General features: G+C 39.9%; 14 protein-coding genes. 7 read left to right on the top strand and 7 right to left on the bottom strand.

Features of this window, described 5'->3' with window-relative positions:
• Window positions 1–43 precede the first annotated feature (43 nt).
• Window positions 44–535 (bottom strand): glutathione peroxidase, encoded by a 492-nt coding sequence (locus I6J02_RS17840; RefSeq protein ID WP_201679170.1) that lies wholly within the window; start codon window positions 533–535, stop codon window positions 44–46.
• A 13-nt stretch (window positions 536–548) separates the two neighbouring features.
• Window positions 549–1190: a DUF4294 domain-containing protein gene (locus I6J02_RS17835; RefSeq protein WP_201679169.1), complete on the bottom strand. Its 642-nt coding sequence runs from the start codon at window positions 1188–1190 to the stop codon at window positions 549–551.
• A gap of 151 nt (window positions 1191–1341) precedes the next feature.
• Here I6J02_RS17835 and I6J02_RS17830 point away from each other — a divergent pair, with 151 nt between their 5' ends.
• From I6J02_RS17830 to I6J02_RS17800, 7 genes are all read left to right on the top strand, one after another.
• Window positions 1342–3552: a RelA/SpoT family protein gene (locus tag I6J02_RS17830; RefSeq protein ID WP_201679168.1), complete on the top strand. Its 2211-nt coding sequence runs from the start codon at window positions 1342–1344 to the stop codon at window positions 3550–3552.
• An 80-nt stretch (window positions 3553–3632) separates the two neighbouring features.
• A complete protein-coding gene (locus I6J02_RS17825) occupies window positions 3633–4127 on the top strand; it encodes a Fur family transcriptional regulator (RefSeq protein ID WP_201679167.1) in 495 nt (164 codons plus the stop codon).
• Between the two features lie 127 nt (window positions 4128–4254).
• Window positions 4255–5532 carry an adenylosuccinate synthase gene (locus I6J02_RS17820; RefSeq protein ID WP_201679166.1) on the top strand — a complete coding sequence of 426 codons (1278 nt, stop codon included), beginning with the start codon at window positions 4255–4257 and terminating at the stop codon, window positions 5530–5532.
• A gap of 3 nt (window positions 5533–5535) precedes the next feature.
• The gene (pabB, locus tag I6J02_RS17815; RefSeq protein ID WP_201679165.1) at window positions 5536–6822 is read left to right on the top strand and encodes an aminodeoxychorismate synthase component I; all 1287 of its coding nucleotides are present in this window, start codon (window positions 5536–5538) and stop codon (window positions 6820–6822) included.
• Between the two features lie 71 nt (window positions 6823–6893).
• On the top strand, window positions 6894–7553 hold the full coding sequence (locus tag I6J02_RS17810) for a TatD family hydrolase (protein ID WP_201679164.1): 660 nt from the start codon (window positions 6894–6896) through the stop codon (window positions 7551–7553).
• Window positions 7554–7555: 2 nt separating this feature from the next.
• The gene (locus I6J02_RS17805) at window positions 7556–8278 is read left to right on the top strand and encodes a ThiF family adenylyltransferase (protein ID WP_201679163.1); all 723 of its coding nucleotides are present in this window, start codon (window positions 7556–7558) and stop codon (window positions 8276–8278) included.
• Between the two features lie 61 nt (window positions 8279–8339).
• A complete protein-coding gene (locus I6J02_RS17800) occupies window positions 8340–9737 on the top strand; it encodes an exonuclease domain-containing protein (protein WP_236582149.1) in 1398 nt (465 codons plus the stop codon).
• 27 nt (window positions 9738–9764) lie between these two features.
• Here the strand turns inward: I6J02_RS17800 and I6J02_RS17795 are convergent, their stop codons facing one another.
• The 5 genes from I6J02_RS17795 to I6J02_RS17775 form a co-directional block, all read right to left on the bottom strand.
• Window positions 9765–10292, bottom strand: a complete 528-nt coding sequence (locus I6J02_RS17795) for a hypothetical protein (protein ID WP_201679161.1) — start codon at window positions 10290–10292, stop codon at window positions 9765–9767.
• A 161-nt stretch (window positions 10293–10453) separates the two neighbouring features.
• Window positions 10454–11086: a hypothetical protein gene (locus I6J02_RS17790; protein ID WP_201679160.1), complete on the bottom strand. Its 633-nt coding sequence runs from the start codon at window positions 11084–11086 to the stop codon at window positions 10454–10456.
• Between the two features lie 26 nt (window positions 11087–11112).
• Window positions 11113–12618, bottom strand: coding sequence for a hypothetical protein (locus tag I6J02_RS17785; RefSeq protein WP_236582148.1), 1506 nt, complete (start codon window positions 12616–12618; stop codon window positions 11113–11115).
• Between the two features lie 171 nt (window positions 12619–12789).
• Entirely contained in the window at window positions 12790–13914 is a 1125-nt protein-coding gene (locus I6J02_RS17780; RefSeq protein WP_201679159.1) for an efflux RND transporter periplasmic adaptor subunit, read from the bottom strand.
• Window positions 13915–13934: 20 nt separating this feature from the next.
• Entirely contained in the window at window positions 13935–17114 is a 3180-nt protein-coding gene (locus I6J02_RS17775; protein ID WP_201679158.1) for an efflux RND transporter permease subunit, read from the bottom strand.
• Window position 17115: the final 1 nt, after the last annotated feature.

The following is a 17115-nucleotide window of genomic DNA, read 5'->3' as shown; positions in this document are numbered from 1 at the left end:
TATCCGGCACAAAGATACAATTTTCACCTTCATTCCAGTGTCATTATTCGTTCAGGAGTGCTTCGATTTTACGCGTAATGCGGGAAGAATTGGGCCCTGTAAATGGATAAAAGAAATCCACGACCTCTCCTTTCCGGTTAATGAGATATTTGTGAAAATTCCATAAAGGTTTGACATTCACAGATCCGTTTAATTCTTTATGAGACAGATACTTAAATAGCGGATCTACATACTCTCCCACTACATGTGTTCGTTTGAATACGGGAAAGGTAACCTGCTGCTGCAGGCGACAAAATGTCTCCAGCCGGCGTCCGGTCAGCGGCTCTTGCTGATTAAAATTATTAGAAGGAAAGGCCAGTACTTCAAAACCCTGATCCTTATATTTTTTATAAAGTCGTTCCAATGCTTTGTACTGACTGGTAAATACACATTTACTCGCCGTGTTAACAATTAACAATACTTTATCATGATAATCTTCCAATGACTTTTTTTCGCCATTGAACTCCAAAGCGTGAAAATTGTAAACAGATTGCATAGGCTATATTTTTTTACTGAAGCGGCGGAGATGCTACCGGACGCGTTCTCTCAAAACTTCTGATAATGTTTTCGATCTCAAAATCTTCCTGACTATCGTACGTGCTTTTCAGATTGTGACCAAATACTTTTGCGATACCCTGATAGAAAAATGCAGTAAGTCCTCCTTTCATTTCTCTCACCATGTCATAGCTGGTTTTTCCGGTTTGTCTGTCCACCAGTTTTATTAATATTTTACCCTGTGATACAGACAGATTTTTGATTTCCTTGGTAAACTTCTCCTTAATTTCTTCTTCGCAGGCTTTAATCAGTCTTTTTTGTTCTTTTTTATCATTGACCACTGCCAGATCTCTGTCCAGCTGATCGTATCTTTTTTGTGCATAGATGGCATAAGGCAATACACGCAATACATTTCTTCTTAGTCTGAGATATTCTTTTTTTGCGTCTTCACTGCTCCATATACGTTTGCCCGTCACGACCACTTCCGGTATAGGAAACCAGGGCACTACTTCTCCGTCATCCAATGTAGTTGTGGCATAATGCTCTACCACTTCCGGCTCACCTCCACCATACTGAGGTTTAATCAATGTCTGCCCGTTTCCAAAAAGTGGAAGAAGCAGAAAAAGCACAAATCCGGGTACATATATTATTTTCATTTTTGCATCAAAAAAAGCCTTTTGTTTTTATTCTGATAAATAATTTTACTACATTTATTCAAATGAAAACAGATATCCATATAAAGGTACTTTTTTCTGTCCTAATTTAATAAAAATATTTAAAGTATCTTAAAAATTTTACAGCACGTTTATGAAAGAGTATGTGATTGATATTGAAGCTGAAAACAAAGAAATTCGCAAAAGATATAGAGATTTATTGAGAGCGTGCAAGCCGACTTTACAACGCGGTGACAAACAAGAGATACGTAAAGCATTTGATCTGGCTCTGGAAAGTCACAAGGAAATGCGCCGCAAATCGGGCGAGCCTTATATTTTCCACCCTATTGCCGTAGCCAAAATCGCGGCAGACGAGATCGGGCTTGGTACCACCTCTATTGTTTGTGCACTGTTGCATGATGTCGTAGAAGATACAGCCATCACCTTACAGGAAATCGAAGATCAGTTTGGCAAGAAAGTCGCCCGGATCATCGATGGCCTGACCAAAATATCAGGAATATTCGATCCGAACAGTTCTATGCAGGCGGAAAACTTCCGTAAAATGCTGCTGACACTGGCCGACGATGTACGTGTTATACTTATTAAACTGGCAGACCGCTTACATAATATGCGGACGATGGAGTTTATGGCACGTGACAAGCAGTTAAAAATCGCTTCCGAAACAAGTTATCTTTATGCTCCGCTGGCACACAGATTAGGGCTCTACGCAATTAAATCCGAACTGGAAGATCTTTCCATGAAATATACGGATCCGGATACCTATAAATTTATTGCGAAAAAGCTCAATGAAAAGAAAGCCGAGCGTGAAAAATTTATTTCGGATTTCGTCGGACCGGTTAAAGAAATCCTGGAAGAACAAGGTATTAAAGCCGAAGTATTCGGACGCCCTAAATCTATCCATTCTATCTGGAATAAGATGCGGAAAAAGTCTATCCCATTTGAAGAGGTATATGACTTGTTTGCGATCCGTATTATCATTGATACGGCTTATGAAAAAGAGAAAACAGAATGCTGGAAGGCCTACTCTATTGTAACAGACCTATACAGACCTAATCCGGATCGCCTGCGGGACTGGGTGTCTTCTCCCAAAGGAAATGGATACGAATCGTTGCACACTACTGTAATGGGGCCACGTGGTCAATGGGTAGAGGTGCAGATACGAACCAAACGCATGAATGAAATTGCGGAAAAAGGATTTGCAGCCCATTGGAAATACAAAGAGTCTAATTCGGACAGCGGACTGGATCAATGGATTCAGAAAGTAAGAGATGTACTGAGCAGTGCTGATTCAAATGCACTGGACTTTGTGGATGACTTTAAGATGAATCTTTTCTCTGATGAGATTTTTATTTTTACGCCCAAAGGAACCCTTATTCAGTTGCCGAATGATGCCACAGCACTGGATTTTGCATTTGAAATACATTCGGATATAGGTGCTACCTGTATCGGTGCAAAGGTCAATCACAAGCTCGTACCACTGAGTCATAAGTTGCAGAACGGAGATCAGGTCGAGATCATTACCTCCGGTAAACAGGTGCCAAAAGAGGATTGGCTAAATTTTGTGGTAACAGCCAAAGCCAAGTCTAAAATACGTTCGTCTCTGAAAGAGGAAAAACGACGTGTTGCTGAAGATGGCAAGGAAATCCTGGAACGTAAACTGAAATCGTTAAAGATTACCTATAACACCGATAATATCAATAAGATTTCCAATTATTTTAAGTTTCCGAGTTCACAGGAACTGTTTTACAATGTGGCCAAAGGAACGATAGATATCAAAAATCTTCGCGATTATGCCGCAAGTGAAAAACTGATTGATACTTCGCCAAGCCAGTTTAGCTCTCACATCAGCGGATTAGTAGAAAAAATAAACAAGAAAGATCTGGATACGCTGCTGATCGGGGATGATCTTCAGGAGGTAGACTATACGCTGGCTCCTTGTTGTAATCCTATCCCGGGAGATGATGTATTCGGATTTCTGACTGTAAATGACGGCATAAAAATACACCGGACCAGCTGCCCGAATGCGTCTAAGCTGATGGCTAACTACGGATATCGTATTTTAAAAGCTAAATGGGCTTCTTCTACTTCCAACAACGTGGCTTTCCTTACCGGATTACGTATAGTTGGAATTGATGATGTCGGATTGGTCAATAAGATTACAACCGTTATATCTCAGGAGTTTAAGGTTAATATCCGCTCCCTTTCTATTTCGAGTAATGAGGGTATTTTTGAAGGTAATATTATGGTATTTGTCAACGATACAGATCAGTTGGATAACCTGATTAAAAACCTTAAACATATCAGCGGAATAACCGGAGTGACACGATATGAATCGGAGAATTAAATCAACTGAATCTCACATTTTTGAAAAAAGCAATTTTGTGAATCTAATTTGGTAAATTTGTAAAGAATCTTAAGTTTGATATGAATCTAGCAGAAAATTACGCCACTGTAAAAAAGATATTCGAGGCTTATCTGGAAAACAAAAATCTGAGAAAGACTCCTGAGCGCTACGCTATTTTGGAAGAAATCTACTCGCGCTCCGATCACTTTGATGTTGAGTCATTGTATATTCACATGAAAAATAAAAAGTATCGTGTGAGCAGGGCTACAGTGTACAATACATTAGAATTATTGGTGTCATGTGACCTGGTAACCAAACACCAGTTTGGCCGTAACATGGCTCAGTTTGAAAAATCTTTTGGCTTTAAACAACATGATCACGTGATTTGCATAGAATGCAATAAGGTGGTCGAATTTTGTGACCCGAGGATCAATCAGATCCAGAGTCTGATGGGAGATTTGTTGAAGTTTGACATCAAGCATCACTCCCTTAATCTGTATGGTGTCTGTGAAGATTGCCAGGAGAAAGATAAAGCCGCCAAGGCAAAAGCCGAAAAAACGGTTATTTCAAATTAATATTGACTATTGGTAAAATATTATAGTACATTTGTTCGGAAAAACTACTACCGTAATTTTTCCGAACATTTTTGTTTTAGAATAAGTCATTATCTAAATATATTTTTAATCTCAATACAAAAAAGCTATGCAAGTTGATGTGCTTTTGGGCCTACAATGGGGCGATGAAGGTAAAGGAAAAATCGTAGATGTTTTATGTCCTGAATACGATTTGATCGCACGTTTCCAAGGCGGCCCTAACGCCGGACACACATTGGAGTTTGATAACAAAAAATTCGTATTGAACACTATCCCGTCTGGTATCTTTAATGAAGGTATCATGAATCTTATCGGGAATGGTGTTGTTATTGATCCGATTATCCTTAAAAGAGAGTTAGACAATTTGAAAACTGCCGGCTTCGATCCGGTTGGTAAAGGGAATCTGGTTTTGGCGCGCAAAGCTCACCTTATCCTTCCTACCCACCAATTGCTGGATGCTGCTTCAGAATCTAAAATGGGTGCTGGCAAAATTGGTTCTACACTTAAAGGTATCGGCCCGACTTACATGGACAAAACAGGCCGTAACGGTCTTCGTGTAGGTGATACGACATTGCCGGATTTTAAAGAACGCTATGAGAAACTAAAAGAGAAACATCTGTCTATTTTAGCTCATTACGGCGAAATCCCTGATTTCTCTGAAAAAGAACAAGCGTTTCTGGCGGCAATTGACTATATCAAAACTATTCCTCATGTAGATTCTGAGCACCTGGTGAATCAGTATCTGAAATCCGGTAAAAGTGTTTTGGCTGAAGGTGCACAAGGTACATTGTTAGATGTAGATTTCGGATCTTATCCGTTCGTTACATCTTCTAATACAACTACTGCCGGAGCATGTACAGGTCTGGGAGTAGCTCCTAATAAAATCGGCAAGGTCTATGGTATTTTCAAAGCATATGCAACCCGCGTAGGTGGCGGACCATTCCCTACTGAACTGCATGATGAAGTTGGTGAGGAATTACGTAAGCTTGGACACGAATTCGGTGCGACTACAGGACGTGCACGTCGTACAGGATGGATTGATATTCCGGCATTGAAATATGCTATTATGCTGAATGGTGTGACGGAACTGATTATGATGAAAGCGGATGTATTAGATACATTTGATAAAATCTATGCGTGTACACATTATAAGCATGATGGTCAGGTAATTGACTATATGCCTTATGAGATCATTACGAATGAGGCTGAGCCTGTGCTGGAAGAAATCCAGGGCTGGAATCAGGATCTGACTGGTATCACTTCAGAAAGTGAAATTCCGGAAGCATTGAAAAATTACATTTCTTATCTGGAAAAAGCGTTGGAAGTTCCTATTACGTTCCTTTCCGTAGGTCCGGATCGTAAACAAACGTTATCCTTATCTAAATAATTAATGCGAATCGAAGATATACATTCGATCGATTCCAATAGCAAATTTCATCAAAAAGCATTGCAATGGGCGATGCAATTTGATGAAATTTGTTTCTTTAACTCCAATGAGTCAGCTGATGAATGGTCTTCCTTTGACTGTTGTCTGGCTGTTAAAGCTGTATCACAATTTGTTGCCGATGGCACCGATACCTTTTTAAAAGCACAACATTTTATAGATCAGTATCCCGGAACATTTATTCCCGGATTTCTTTCTTATGATCTGAAAAATGAAATTGAAGATCTGACCACAGACAAACCCGATATTCTACAGTTTCCGCTTGCTTATTTCTTTGTGCCTGCTGTTGTAATCACCATAAAAAACGGAAACGTATCTATCGAGGCGGAGGATCCGGAGCACATTCTCAAAGAAATACTATCCCAGCAATATTTCCCGAAAACCTTTCAGTTTTCAGATACGATCAAAGCGAGATGGACAAAAGCTGAATATCTGCATGCTTTCGATCGTATTCAGTCTCATATTCAACAAGGTGACCTTTACGAGGCAAATCTTTGTCAGGAATTTTACGCTGAACATGCTGTAATTGATCCTTTGTCCGTTTATCAGCAATTGTCAGAAGTCTCTCCTACTCCGTTTTCTACTTTTTTCAGAAGGGGTGATCACTATATTTTATCCGCATCACCGGAACGTTTTATGGCTAAACGGGAAAATTTACTGATTTCTCAACCGATCAAAGGTACTGCCCCGCGAGGTGCAACATCTACAGAAGATCAGCGTATCATACGTCAGCTGCAGGACTCCCAAAAGGAAATTGCTGAAAATGTAATGATTGTTGATCTGGTACGAAATGACCTGACCAGAAGTGCAGTAAAAGGTTCGGTAAAAGCTGACCGATTATTTGAAATACAAAGTTTCAAACAGGTTCATCAGATGGTTTCTACTATTACCTGTCAAAAATCAGCTGATGTAACGGATATGGAAGCTATAAAAAACACTTTTCCCGCAGGATCTATGACCGGAGCTCCGAAAATTGCAGCCATGAAACATTGTGAAGAAATCGAAAATACCCGCAGAGGATTATATTCTGGGGCAATCGGTTACTTCTCACCAAACGGAGACTTTGATTTTAATGTCGTTATACGGACTCTTTTGTATAATGCTTCCTCACACTACATTTCTTTCCATACCGGCGGTGCGATTACTAACCAGGCGGAAGGTGAGCAGGAATATGAAGAATGTCTACTGAAGGCTAAAAGTTTATTAGATGCCCTCCAAACCTCTATAGGTTAAAATTATCTATACAAGAATAGTAGATAAAATTTAATAGCTCATTTATTTTTCAGAAATTTGCAGCGCATCGTATGTCAGCTGTCTATATTGATATCCACACCCATAAGAGTGAAACGGTTACTCCCCTATCTGCTATCTGTCAGATACACAGTGTTGCGCTGAATAATGGCGAAACTGTAAATAGCAAGTGCACTACCGCCGGACTGCACCCCTGGTACCTGAATAATGAAGGAAGTGAAAATGCACTGGAACAACTTCGCACACTTCTTGATGAGGGCAAACTTTTGGGAGTAGGCGAATGTGGTATAGACAAGGTTATCCAAACGGATGTACATATTCAGAAGGAAGTCTTTGCCGCTCAGATCCGATTAGCTGCGCAATATGATAAACCTTTGATCATACATTGTGTACGTGCTTTTGAAGAAGTAATGCAAACCTTATCTTCCCAATTGTTTCAGGGAAAGGTTGTTTTTCATGGCTATCACAAGAATGAAATTCTGGCGAAGCAACTGATTGCCAAAGGCTATTATCTTTCCTTTGGAAAGGCTGTTTTGAACGGCAGCATGGATAAAGTACTGACTGAAATTCCTGTAGACCGGATCTTTTTGGAAACAGATCATGCAGCTGTGGGTATTGAAGAAATCTACGCTTATGTGGCAGGCGTAAAACAAATTGAATTAACAAAATTTAAAGCATATATAATACAGAATTATCATTCTGTTTTTGAGTAATTATGAAAGATTTGTCTTGGCTTTCACGTACGGAAGCATTAGTAGGGCGTGAAGCATTGGAAAAACTGGCTAATTCGCATGTAATGATGCTGGGATTGGGTGGTGTAGGCTCGTATGCGGCGGAATTTATCTGCCGGGCCGGAGTAGGCAAAATGACTATCATTGATGGCGATACGGTAGATCCTACCAATCGCAACCGTCAGCTCCCTGCCCTCTCTACCAATCACGGAGAGTCTAAGGCAGAGATTATGAAAGAAAGGTTAATGGCCATTAATCCGGAATTGGATCTGACAGTAATTCAGGATTTTATTATTCCTGAAAAAATACCTGCACTCCTGGATTTAAAGCCGGATTATTGTGTTGAGGCTATTGATAGCATCACGCCAAAGCTATTTTTTATTCGTCTGGCACTGGATGCGAAAGTTCCTTTTGTCAGTTCTATGGGAGCTGGTGGTAAGGTAGATCCTACGAAGATAAAAATTGCAGATATCAGTGAGTCGTACAATTGTAAACTGGCACAACACATTCGTAAAAAATTGAGGAAGCATGGGATCCGTGATGGTGTCAAAGTTGCTTTTTCTACCGAATTGCCGGATAAAAATTCTTTACTCTATACGGATGGCAGTAATTTTAAGAAGTCTGCTTACGGTACGATGTCGTATTTACCGGCAGCTTTTGGCGGAGCGATTGCATCTGTCGCTATCCGGGATCTGATGACGGTTTAAATTTAAACTTCTATTGCAAAACTAATATTTTTAGCATTATATTTGTGTAATGGCTAAAACTATGAGTGTATCAGAAGATCGCATTTATGCTATTGTTGATATTGAGACAACCGGAGGATATGCAGCAAATAGCGGTATCACGGAGATCGCTATTTATCTGCATGATGGTCATCAGGTCATTGATTCCTATCAAACCCTGATCAATCCGCATAAGGAGATTCCTTACCATATTCAGATGCTTACGGGCATTACTCCCGATATGTTGACGGATGCACCCTCATTTGAGGATGTGGCTGCTGAGATTTACTCCTTTCTGGAAGACAAGATCTTTGTCGCACATAATGTTAATTTTGATTATTCCTTTGTCTATTCCCATCTCAAAGCCTGTGGTTATCAATGGAAATCTCCCAAACTTTGTACTGTACGGCTGGCCAGAAATGTTTTTAAGGGATTTTCGTCTTATAGTTTAGGCAATCTGTGCCAGCGTCTGGACATCCCGATTTCCGACAGACACCGTGCAGCAGGTGATGCAAAAGCCACTGTCATTCTCTTTGAACGTATCCTCTCACAGGATACAGAAGGATTGATTAATAGTTTTCTGCAGACACATGCCAAAGAGCAACTTTTACCCACACATATTGATAAAATAGTATTTGAACGCCTGCCTTCAACCCCCGGAATCTATATATTTAAAAATAATAAGGGCAAGATCATCTATGTAGGTAAAGCTATAAACATCAGAAAAAGGGTACTCAGTCATTTTACCGGAAACAACACATCCAACAGGCGGCAATTATTTTTGAAGGAAATTTTTGATATTGATTTTGAAGAATCCGGAACGGAGTTAATGGCCTTACTTATGGAATGCCAGTTGATCAAAAAACATTGGCCGGCACACAACCGGGCTTTGAAACAGTATGAACCCAAATTAGGTCTGATGACCTACGAAGATATAAATGGTTATATGCGCCTGGCCATTACTAAAGTTGCAAAAGGAATTACCTGTATTCGCTATTTCGAACGTCCGTATGATGCCAATCAGATGTTACTTAAGCTTATTCAGGATTTTGATCTCCATCCATTATTATGTGCTTTCTATTCCGACAAGACGGCCTCAGCCCATGGAAGACATGTAGAATCCAGATATATGGAAACAGAAAAAGCCGAATATTATAATGATAAAGTCACAGCAGCTCTGGATTCTCTGATCCTGAAAAAGAAAAGCTACATTCTGATTGATCAGGGCAGACATAAGGAAGAAAAGAGCTATATATATGTAAAAGAAAATAATCTCTATGCCTTAGGTTTTCTGGATCAATACCATGAAAGTCAACAGATAGAGGATATCATAAGCAAAGATGACCGCTGCGTCAGTAATTATTATATGATGCAGCTTGTGGAGCAGTTTGCAGAGAAAAATCCGGATAAGATTTTGTTACCGGATCTGCATATGAGTTAAAATGTATTCCTGAAATTGTTCAGGCAATTACATCTTTGCAAAGAAATTAAAAGTTTGTTCTGCAATAAGCTTTGGAGTTCTGCCTGAGGGATCGGTGATTCGTTCTTCGTACAACTCCATCTTTATTGCTTTAACATCATCCGGGATTTTACAGGTTTCATCTTTTGTATAGTTATATCCCGCAATATCAGCACTTTCTTTGCCGGGAATCTTTTTGATTTCTACAAAACATTTCAGTGTCAGGATATTGCCTTTCTCCTCTCCTTTTTCTAAACGAATTTTACTTACCTGATGAATATTGTGTCCTCCGGAACTGATATTTCCCTGTATACGAAACTTTACAGTTTTCTCTTTTTTGGAAATCAGGAGGATCGTGGGATTAAGACGCTCCGCAATTTCTTTACGGGTTGTATAATGCTGTACAGCTCCCGTTTCCGGGATTTCTTTTGTAACTCGATTGGGTTCGGTATAAATGGTTGTGACTTTCAGTTTCTGAGCACTGGCGTTAGAACTCAACACAACCCACAACGAGGTTAAAATGATAAAATATTTCACTTCTTTATTTTTAATAACTTCTTAAATTAAAACATAACCTTGTTTGCGCACATATATCGCGTGTGCAATTTATTTATAACCATCCCGTATTGTCACAAGCGGACGCTTGCGCCAGAGAAGCGTTAGCGTACGCGTGTGCAGTAAGTACATATTTTTGTATTCTAATTTATTCCGTTTTTGGCATCTTTCAATATTTTTTCAGCGTGCAGTCTTATGGGTTTGGATAATAATTTGAAATTTGAATCTCTTTCTTCACGATAAGGGTCAGCTTCTTCAAATGATATCCAACCTGTAATTTTTGATTTTGAAAGCTTTTTTTGACCTCTCCTGGTATAAACAATAACTTTCAATGGTTTGGCGTCTAAACCGTCTGATTCTTCAAAATAAGTCAGGTAAAACTCTGGAAAACCATCTTTGTCTGCATCACCGACTTCGCAATAATTAATGAGGTATCGCGGTTGTGCCAGACCTTTTGCAAAATCTCTAAAGGTAATTTGCGAAATTAATCCACCGTGATCTTCCAGAAAAATTCCTGCATGCAAATCCTTAGGATGATCATCTAAATAGGCTTCATTTTCAGCTTTACTTTCGTTCAGATACCAAACATAGCTTCCATAGTTGGGAACAAAGGATTTCACAATCATAACCGGATTTCCTGCTAATGGATTTCCAAGGTCCTCTATAATCTCATTATATTTTTTGTTGGAAGAAAAATATACTCCTGTTTTTATTTGTGCAAAGGTTGAGATGCTTATCATACAGGTAACAATGGGCAATAACTTTCTGAAAATCATAGTGTATCCTTTTTTAATTTATTGTTTTAATTTTCTTTGTATTCTCTTCCGGAATAAATATCGATATAATAGTAAATGGTTTCGCCTTCGTGGAGCTTAGCATTGACTAATCCATCCGAATTAATGGATTTATAAGCATTCGATCCTATATTCTTTTTATTCTTATTATCATAAAGTGTATACAGACCATCTTTCTCTTTTTGAAGGGAATAGATTTCTTTTTCTGTATCCAAAACCGAAATATCATTGTATTCAGGTTTTACCTCCCAGGTCTTTGTTTTGCTATTCCACAAGCCCATTGTTCTCACTTCTTTTTCGTCTTCAATCCGGATAAGATATAAATCATTCATACCCTGATAATAACTTATTTTTCCAAACTTCCAGTTTTTTTCATTGAACTGATTGGGTAAAATAATTTTCCTATCGGGCCAAACCAGATATCCAACCTGATCCAAAACCTTAAAATTATAGGCATCGATAGTATCTGTAACATTTCCTTTGGTATCGATATAAAGCCAGTCATATGCCCAAACATCCTGATCGTAATTAAAAACACCGAGTAAAAAGTAAGGTGAATTGGTAATGGAATACAGCAAGGATGTTTTTTTAATAAAATCAATCTGCGAAGCTGTTGCCTTTGTTATTTCCTTTGGAAATACCTTATCATATTGTGGAAAGGCATAAACATCATTGGTTTTACTATCCATTAAAAGTTTAGGGATATCCGGTTTATACCGTTCCTTATTAACTTCGTTTAATATTATATTTTCCTTACCAAACCGAATTAATAGGGTTTCAGTACCTTGCAGACTATTGTGAATTGCTTTTTTCTGATTCAATCCATATACTGAAAAAGTTGAATTTGAAGATTTGATAAAGCGTTTATCTTCCAACAATTCAGCAATATTATTCTCAACGTTGTGTAAACGATTTTTTTTGATTTCATAAAGACTTCCATTCCAAAAAACATGGTTTTCATCTACAGAAACAAAATTCAGATAATAATTGTCTTCCAGGTACGGGATATCCTCCCTGAGTAAAACTTGTCTGGTTTCTAAAATACCAATCTCAAATTTATGATAGGTTTGTTCCTTCTTGATGCCGCCTCCCATGATATTCCAATCCCATTTCCATACAGGCATTTTCTTTTGGTATTCCATATCTTTTTTATAAAATGTAAGTCCGTTTACAACATTCATATCTATATTTTCTTCTGAAAAATTCAAAATTATTTTGCCTGTTTCATCTATGACTGCAGATTCATTCTTTTCATTCCCAACAATTGCAAAACCTGTAGCTGTAAATAAAGAGGCTGCCTTAAATTTTTGATTAATAGTGGGCTTTAAACTTGTTTTCTCTACGTAAGTAAAATCATTCTGTTTCGTTAAAAAAGGAACAGCATTTATGGTTTTCATTTCTGAGATCACTACCTGAGGATTATCATTTTTTTCCTGTGTACAGGCCATAACTGAAGTCAACATAAAAAGGTACTCAATATTAATATTCTCATGCATCAAAAGTTTATTCATCATATTGATCAATATTAGATAGAAATACAGAATAAAAAAATCCCCGTTATTGGCTATATTTTGGTTCATTCATCAAACGAATAGCTTCAAAAACAATCTGACACTGATTTCAAACAAAACATCCCTGCCATAATGCTGGTAAGGATGTTTTTCTTTTACATATTATTGCCGGCTTTACTTGAACGAGTCCTGTTTCTTTATTCTCCCCTCCTTAATCTCTTCCGATGGTTTGATGATAATTTTGTCCTCCGGATCCAGATTACCGAAAACCTCCGTCAGTGTATCTAAACGAATTCCTTCATGTACAGCAATCCGTTTTACTTCATCGTTATTTAACGTCAAAATATAAGTTCCTGACTGTGTATTTAATATACTCTTTGTCTGTACCCAATTAGTGGCATTTTTACGTTTTAATTTCAGTTTGACTTGTGCATAATCTCCTCCCTGCAGTTCGCCCGACGGGTTGTTTACATCAAACTCCAGTGTAAGCGACCGGTCTTGCTGGTCAAGCAATCCCGAGGTACGGGAAAGTCTGGCGTCAAATGTTTTACCCGGCTGAGAGCTGACCGTAAACGTAGCGTACATCTCCCGCTGAACGGATGATGCGTGCTTTTCGGGCAGGGATAACGTCAGGCGGAGCTTATTACTCTGCGCCATCATAAACAAGGGTATATTGCTTCCTGCTCCCGCTAATGCGCCAACTGAAATATTCCTTTGGGTTATCACGCCGTCAAACGGTGCGGTGATACGTAGATACTGTTGTAATTGCGATGAATGCGCCGTACCTGCTTTGGAAGCATCATAAGCGGATTTGGCACTTTCCATTGCGCTTTTAGCCCTGTCGAGTTCAATATCTGCAATTGCTCCGGTTGTTTTGGAAGCCGTTATCAATCGGTCATATGCCTGTTTTGCATAAAGGTAATCGCTATAAACCTTTTGCTCGGTAGATTTATCGGAAAGATATTGCTGCTGCATTTCGGGAGCTTCCAATACGGCCAAAAGCTGACCTTTCCTAACTCTGTCCCCTCTATCCACATACAACCGCTGTACAAATCCGGTAACCTTTGCATATACAGAGACCTGCTCATAGGGTTTCAGTTCTGCCGGAACGGATATCTCATATTCAGGATTGATAACCTGTACAGGTGCTGTCTTATAATTCATGGATTTTACAGGCTCTTTTTTCGCTTGTGGCTTTTCCTGTTCTTTTTGTGAGCAAGCCGAAAGCAGCAATACCAACAATATGGTCAATGCCAATAGAGCTGTTGTTTTTCTATTTATTGAAATGCTGTGATACATTGTAATGTTAATTTTAAAGTTTATGATATCGTTTGTTTACCGGACTGTTCTGCATAGTACCTGCTTTCGTAATCATCAGGATCTAATGACGGGCTAATAACTTTAGTCCTTGACATCAGAGAAGAAAAGAAATGTGGTACGAGTAATAAGATGGTGACGGTAGATGCAATCAGACCACCGATAACCGCCCTGCCCAAAGGAGCTATCTGCTCTGCTCCGTCGCCTAAACCCATTGCCATCGGCAACATTCCGGCAAGCATGGCTGCAGCGGTCATCAGTACAGGTCTTAGCCTTGAGGAAGCGGCAAGTCTTGCAGCGTTGGCTGGTTTCAAGAGTAATTTTTTACGGTAGTATTCCGCCTGATTGACCAGTAGTACCGCATTGGAAACCGATACCCCGAGTGACATAATAATACCCATATAAGATTGCAGATTGAGCGTACTGCCTGTAAAGAAAAGGATAATCAGACTGCCTGCAATTACGGCAGGCAACACTGAAAGGATAATCAAAGGGACTTTGAATGATTGGTAATAAGCCGATAGCATCAGGAATATGGCCATAATGGCCACACCCAAACCAGCCAGAAGACTTCCTAATGTATCATCCAGCAATTGTAATGTTCCCTCTGTCCAGATAGTCGTACCACGCGGCGGTACTCCTGCATCTTTAATGGCTTGTTTCACTGCCCAAGAAGCCGTGCCCAGATCCTTCCCGTATACATTGGCAACAATGGTTACATAACGGTTTGGTCCCTTACGGTTTACCTGTGCCGGAGCTATCACCCTGCGTATAGTCGCTACATCTTCCAGTACAGGACGAAGGCTTCCCGCTTTCAAAGGAAGTGACCGCAATCTTTCTTCCGACATCATACCCTCCGGTATCTGTACCTGTGTCTGGAATACCAATCCAGATTTCGGATCAATCCACAGGTTTTTGTCCGTAAAACGGGTAGATGAGGTCGCCGTAACCAGACTGCGGGTAATATCCTGAATTGTCAGTCCGAACTGTCCGGCAAGGTCACGGTTTACTTCAATTTCCATATTCGGATAAGCAATGGGTTCTGCAATCCGGATATCCCGCAGATAAGGAACTTTTTTCAGATTAGCTTCAATCTTTGAGGCATGTGCAAAAGCGCCTTTTACCTGACCTGCGCCTACTTTGACTTCAATCGGTGTCATTGCTCCCTGTCCCATAATTTTTTCGGTCAGCTCCATCGGTTCGAAATTAAAAGCAACTTCAGGATGCTTCTCTGTAATCTTATTGCGGATTTTTTCTTTGAAATCTTCCATTGAACCGCCGTAAACCTCCTGATTAACGGATATTTGCAATATTGCTTCGTGAGAAGAATTACTGAAAAGGAAAATGGGGTTAATAGGTGACCCTGCGGGATGCATTCCTACAAATGCAGAAGTAATATTCAGTCCGTTTTCAGGCAGTTCGGCTTTGATTTCATTGGTAATATCTTTGACAATCTGTTCTGTTTTTTCAATTCTGCTTCCCTGTGGAGCCTGTATACGTAACTGAAAATCACCATTATTGGAAACTGGCATTACATCTGTACCCACGACAGTCAAAAGTAAACTTGCGATAGCGCAAGCAACCAACACATACACGATAAAAAGCGGTACGGCTCTGGTTGACCATTTACGCATACGGTAGGAATAATTGACACGGAATTTGTCAAAGAAGGCCCGTTTTCTTGCTGAAATGGTTTCTGAGTTGTGTTTGTTCTTCATCATCCAGTTTGCCAGTATCGGTACAAAGGTCTGCGAAGCCAGAAAGGAAGCTATCATAGCAAAGGCAACAGCCATCGATAAAGGCATAAACATATCTTTTGGAATACCTGTCATAATAAAGGCTGGGGTCAATACCGCAAGAATACAAAGCAATATCAGCAATTTAGGAATAGAGATTTCCAGCAAAGCATCCACAATCGCCCGCTGTTTGGGCTTACCCATTTCCATATGCTGATGTATATTCTCTATCGTTACCGTAGCTTCATCGACAAGAATACCGATAGACAGAGCAAGACCGCTCAAAGTCATAATATTGATGGTCTGCCCGAAAAGGTACAAGGTCGTAACTGCGGAAAGAACGGCAATCGGAATAGTAAATACAACAATGATAGCTCCCCGTGTATCGCCAAGGAACAATAATATGACCAACCCCGTGAAAACCGCTCCTAAAATCCCCTCGTGGATAAGGTTGGAAAGAGAGCGTTCGATATAGCTGGATTGGTCAAATTCATAGCTGACCTTTACATCTTCGGGCAATTGATCTTTCAGCATCGGAATGGCATTTTTCAGGTTTTCCACAGCATCCAGTGTGGAAGCATCCGCTTTTTTAATAATGGGCAGGTAAACCGAACGTTTGCCGTTTATCAAAGCGTAACCTACGGTCTGGTCTGCGCCGTCTTCTACACGGGCAACATCGCCTACATATATGGTGCGGTTAGCACTTGTTTTCACAGGGGTTTTCAATAGCTCTTCCGGTCCCTTGGCAATGGAATTAATGGGTGCCATCAGGTTTTCCTCTCCTATCCGGATATTTCCGGCAGGTGACGGAAGGCTGTTTCTCGTAATGGCAAGCGTTATATCTTCGGGACTTAACCCGTTCGCCTGCATAGCATCGGGGTCAATGTTGATAACGATAGAACGCACATTGCCACCGAAAGGTGCAGGGGAAGTAATACCCGGAATTTGTACAAACATCGGCCTGATTTTGGTCAATGCTAATGTTTGTATTTCATTAACAGAACGCTGATCACTTTCAAAAACGAGATTACCAACCGGAAGCGAACTGCCGTCAAAACGTACCACCATCGGTGGGACGGCTCCGGGTGGCAGAAAGCCCATTGCCCGGGAAACGGATGTGGACACCTCCCCGGCAGCCTGTGCCATATTCGTTCCCGGATAAAAGGTCAGCTTCATCAGGGTCAGGCCCTGTACACTTTTGAAATCAATATTTTTGACGCCGCTCACAAACAGGAGAACCTTTTGGAACTCATTTGCCATAAAACCGTCCATATATGCCGGTGATAATCCACCATAAGGCATAGCAACATACATCGCCGGTAATTCCACTTCGGGAAATATATCTACGTTTATTTTTTTTATAGTATTGTAGGAAAAGAAAGCTATTGCGAGTATGACAACCATAATCGCAATAGGTTTTCTTAACGCAAATCTTATTATGTTCATA

The organism is Sphingobacterium spiritivorum, from assembly GCF_016725325.1.
Classification (GTDB): Bacteria; Bacteroidota; Bacteroidia; order Sphingobacteriales; family Sphingobacteriaceae; genus Sphingobacterium.
The sequence above is the reverse complement of the archived record's forward strand: the minus strand, read 5'-3'. Positions and strand labels throughout refer to the sequence as shown.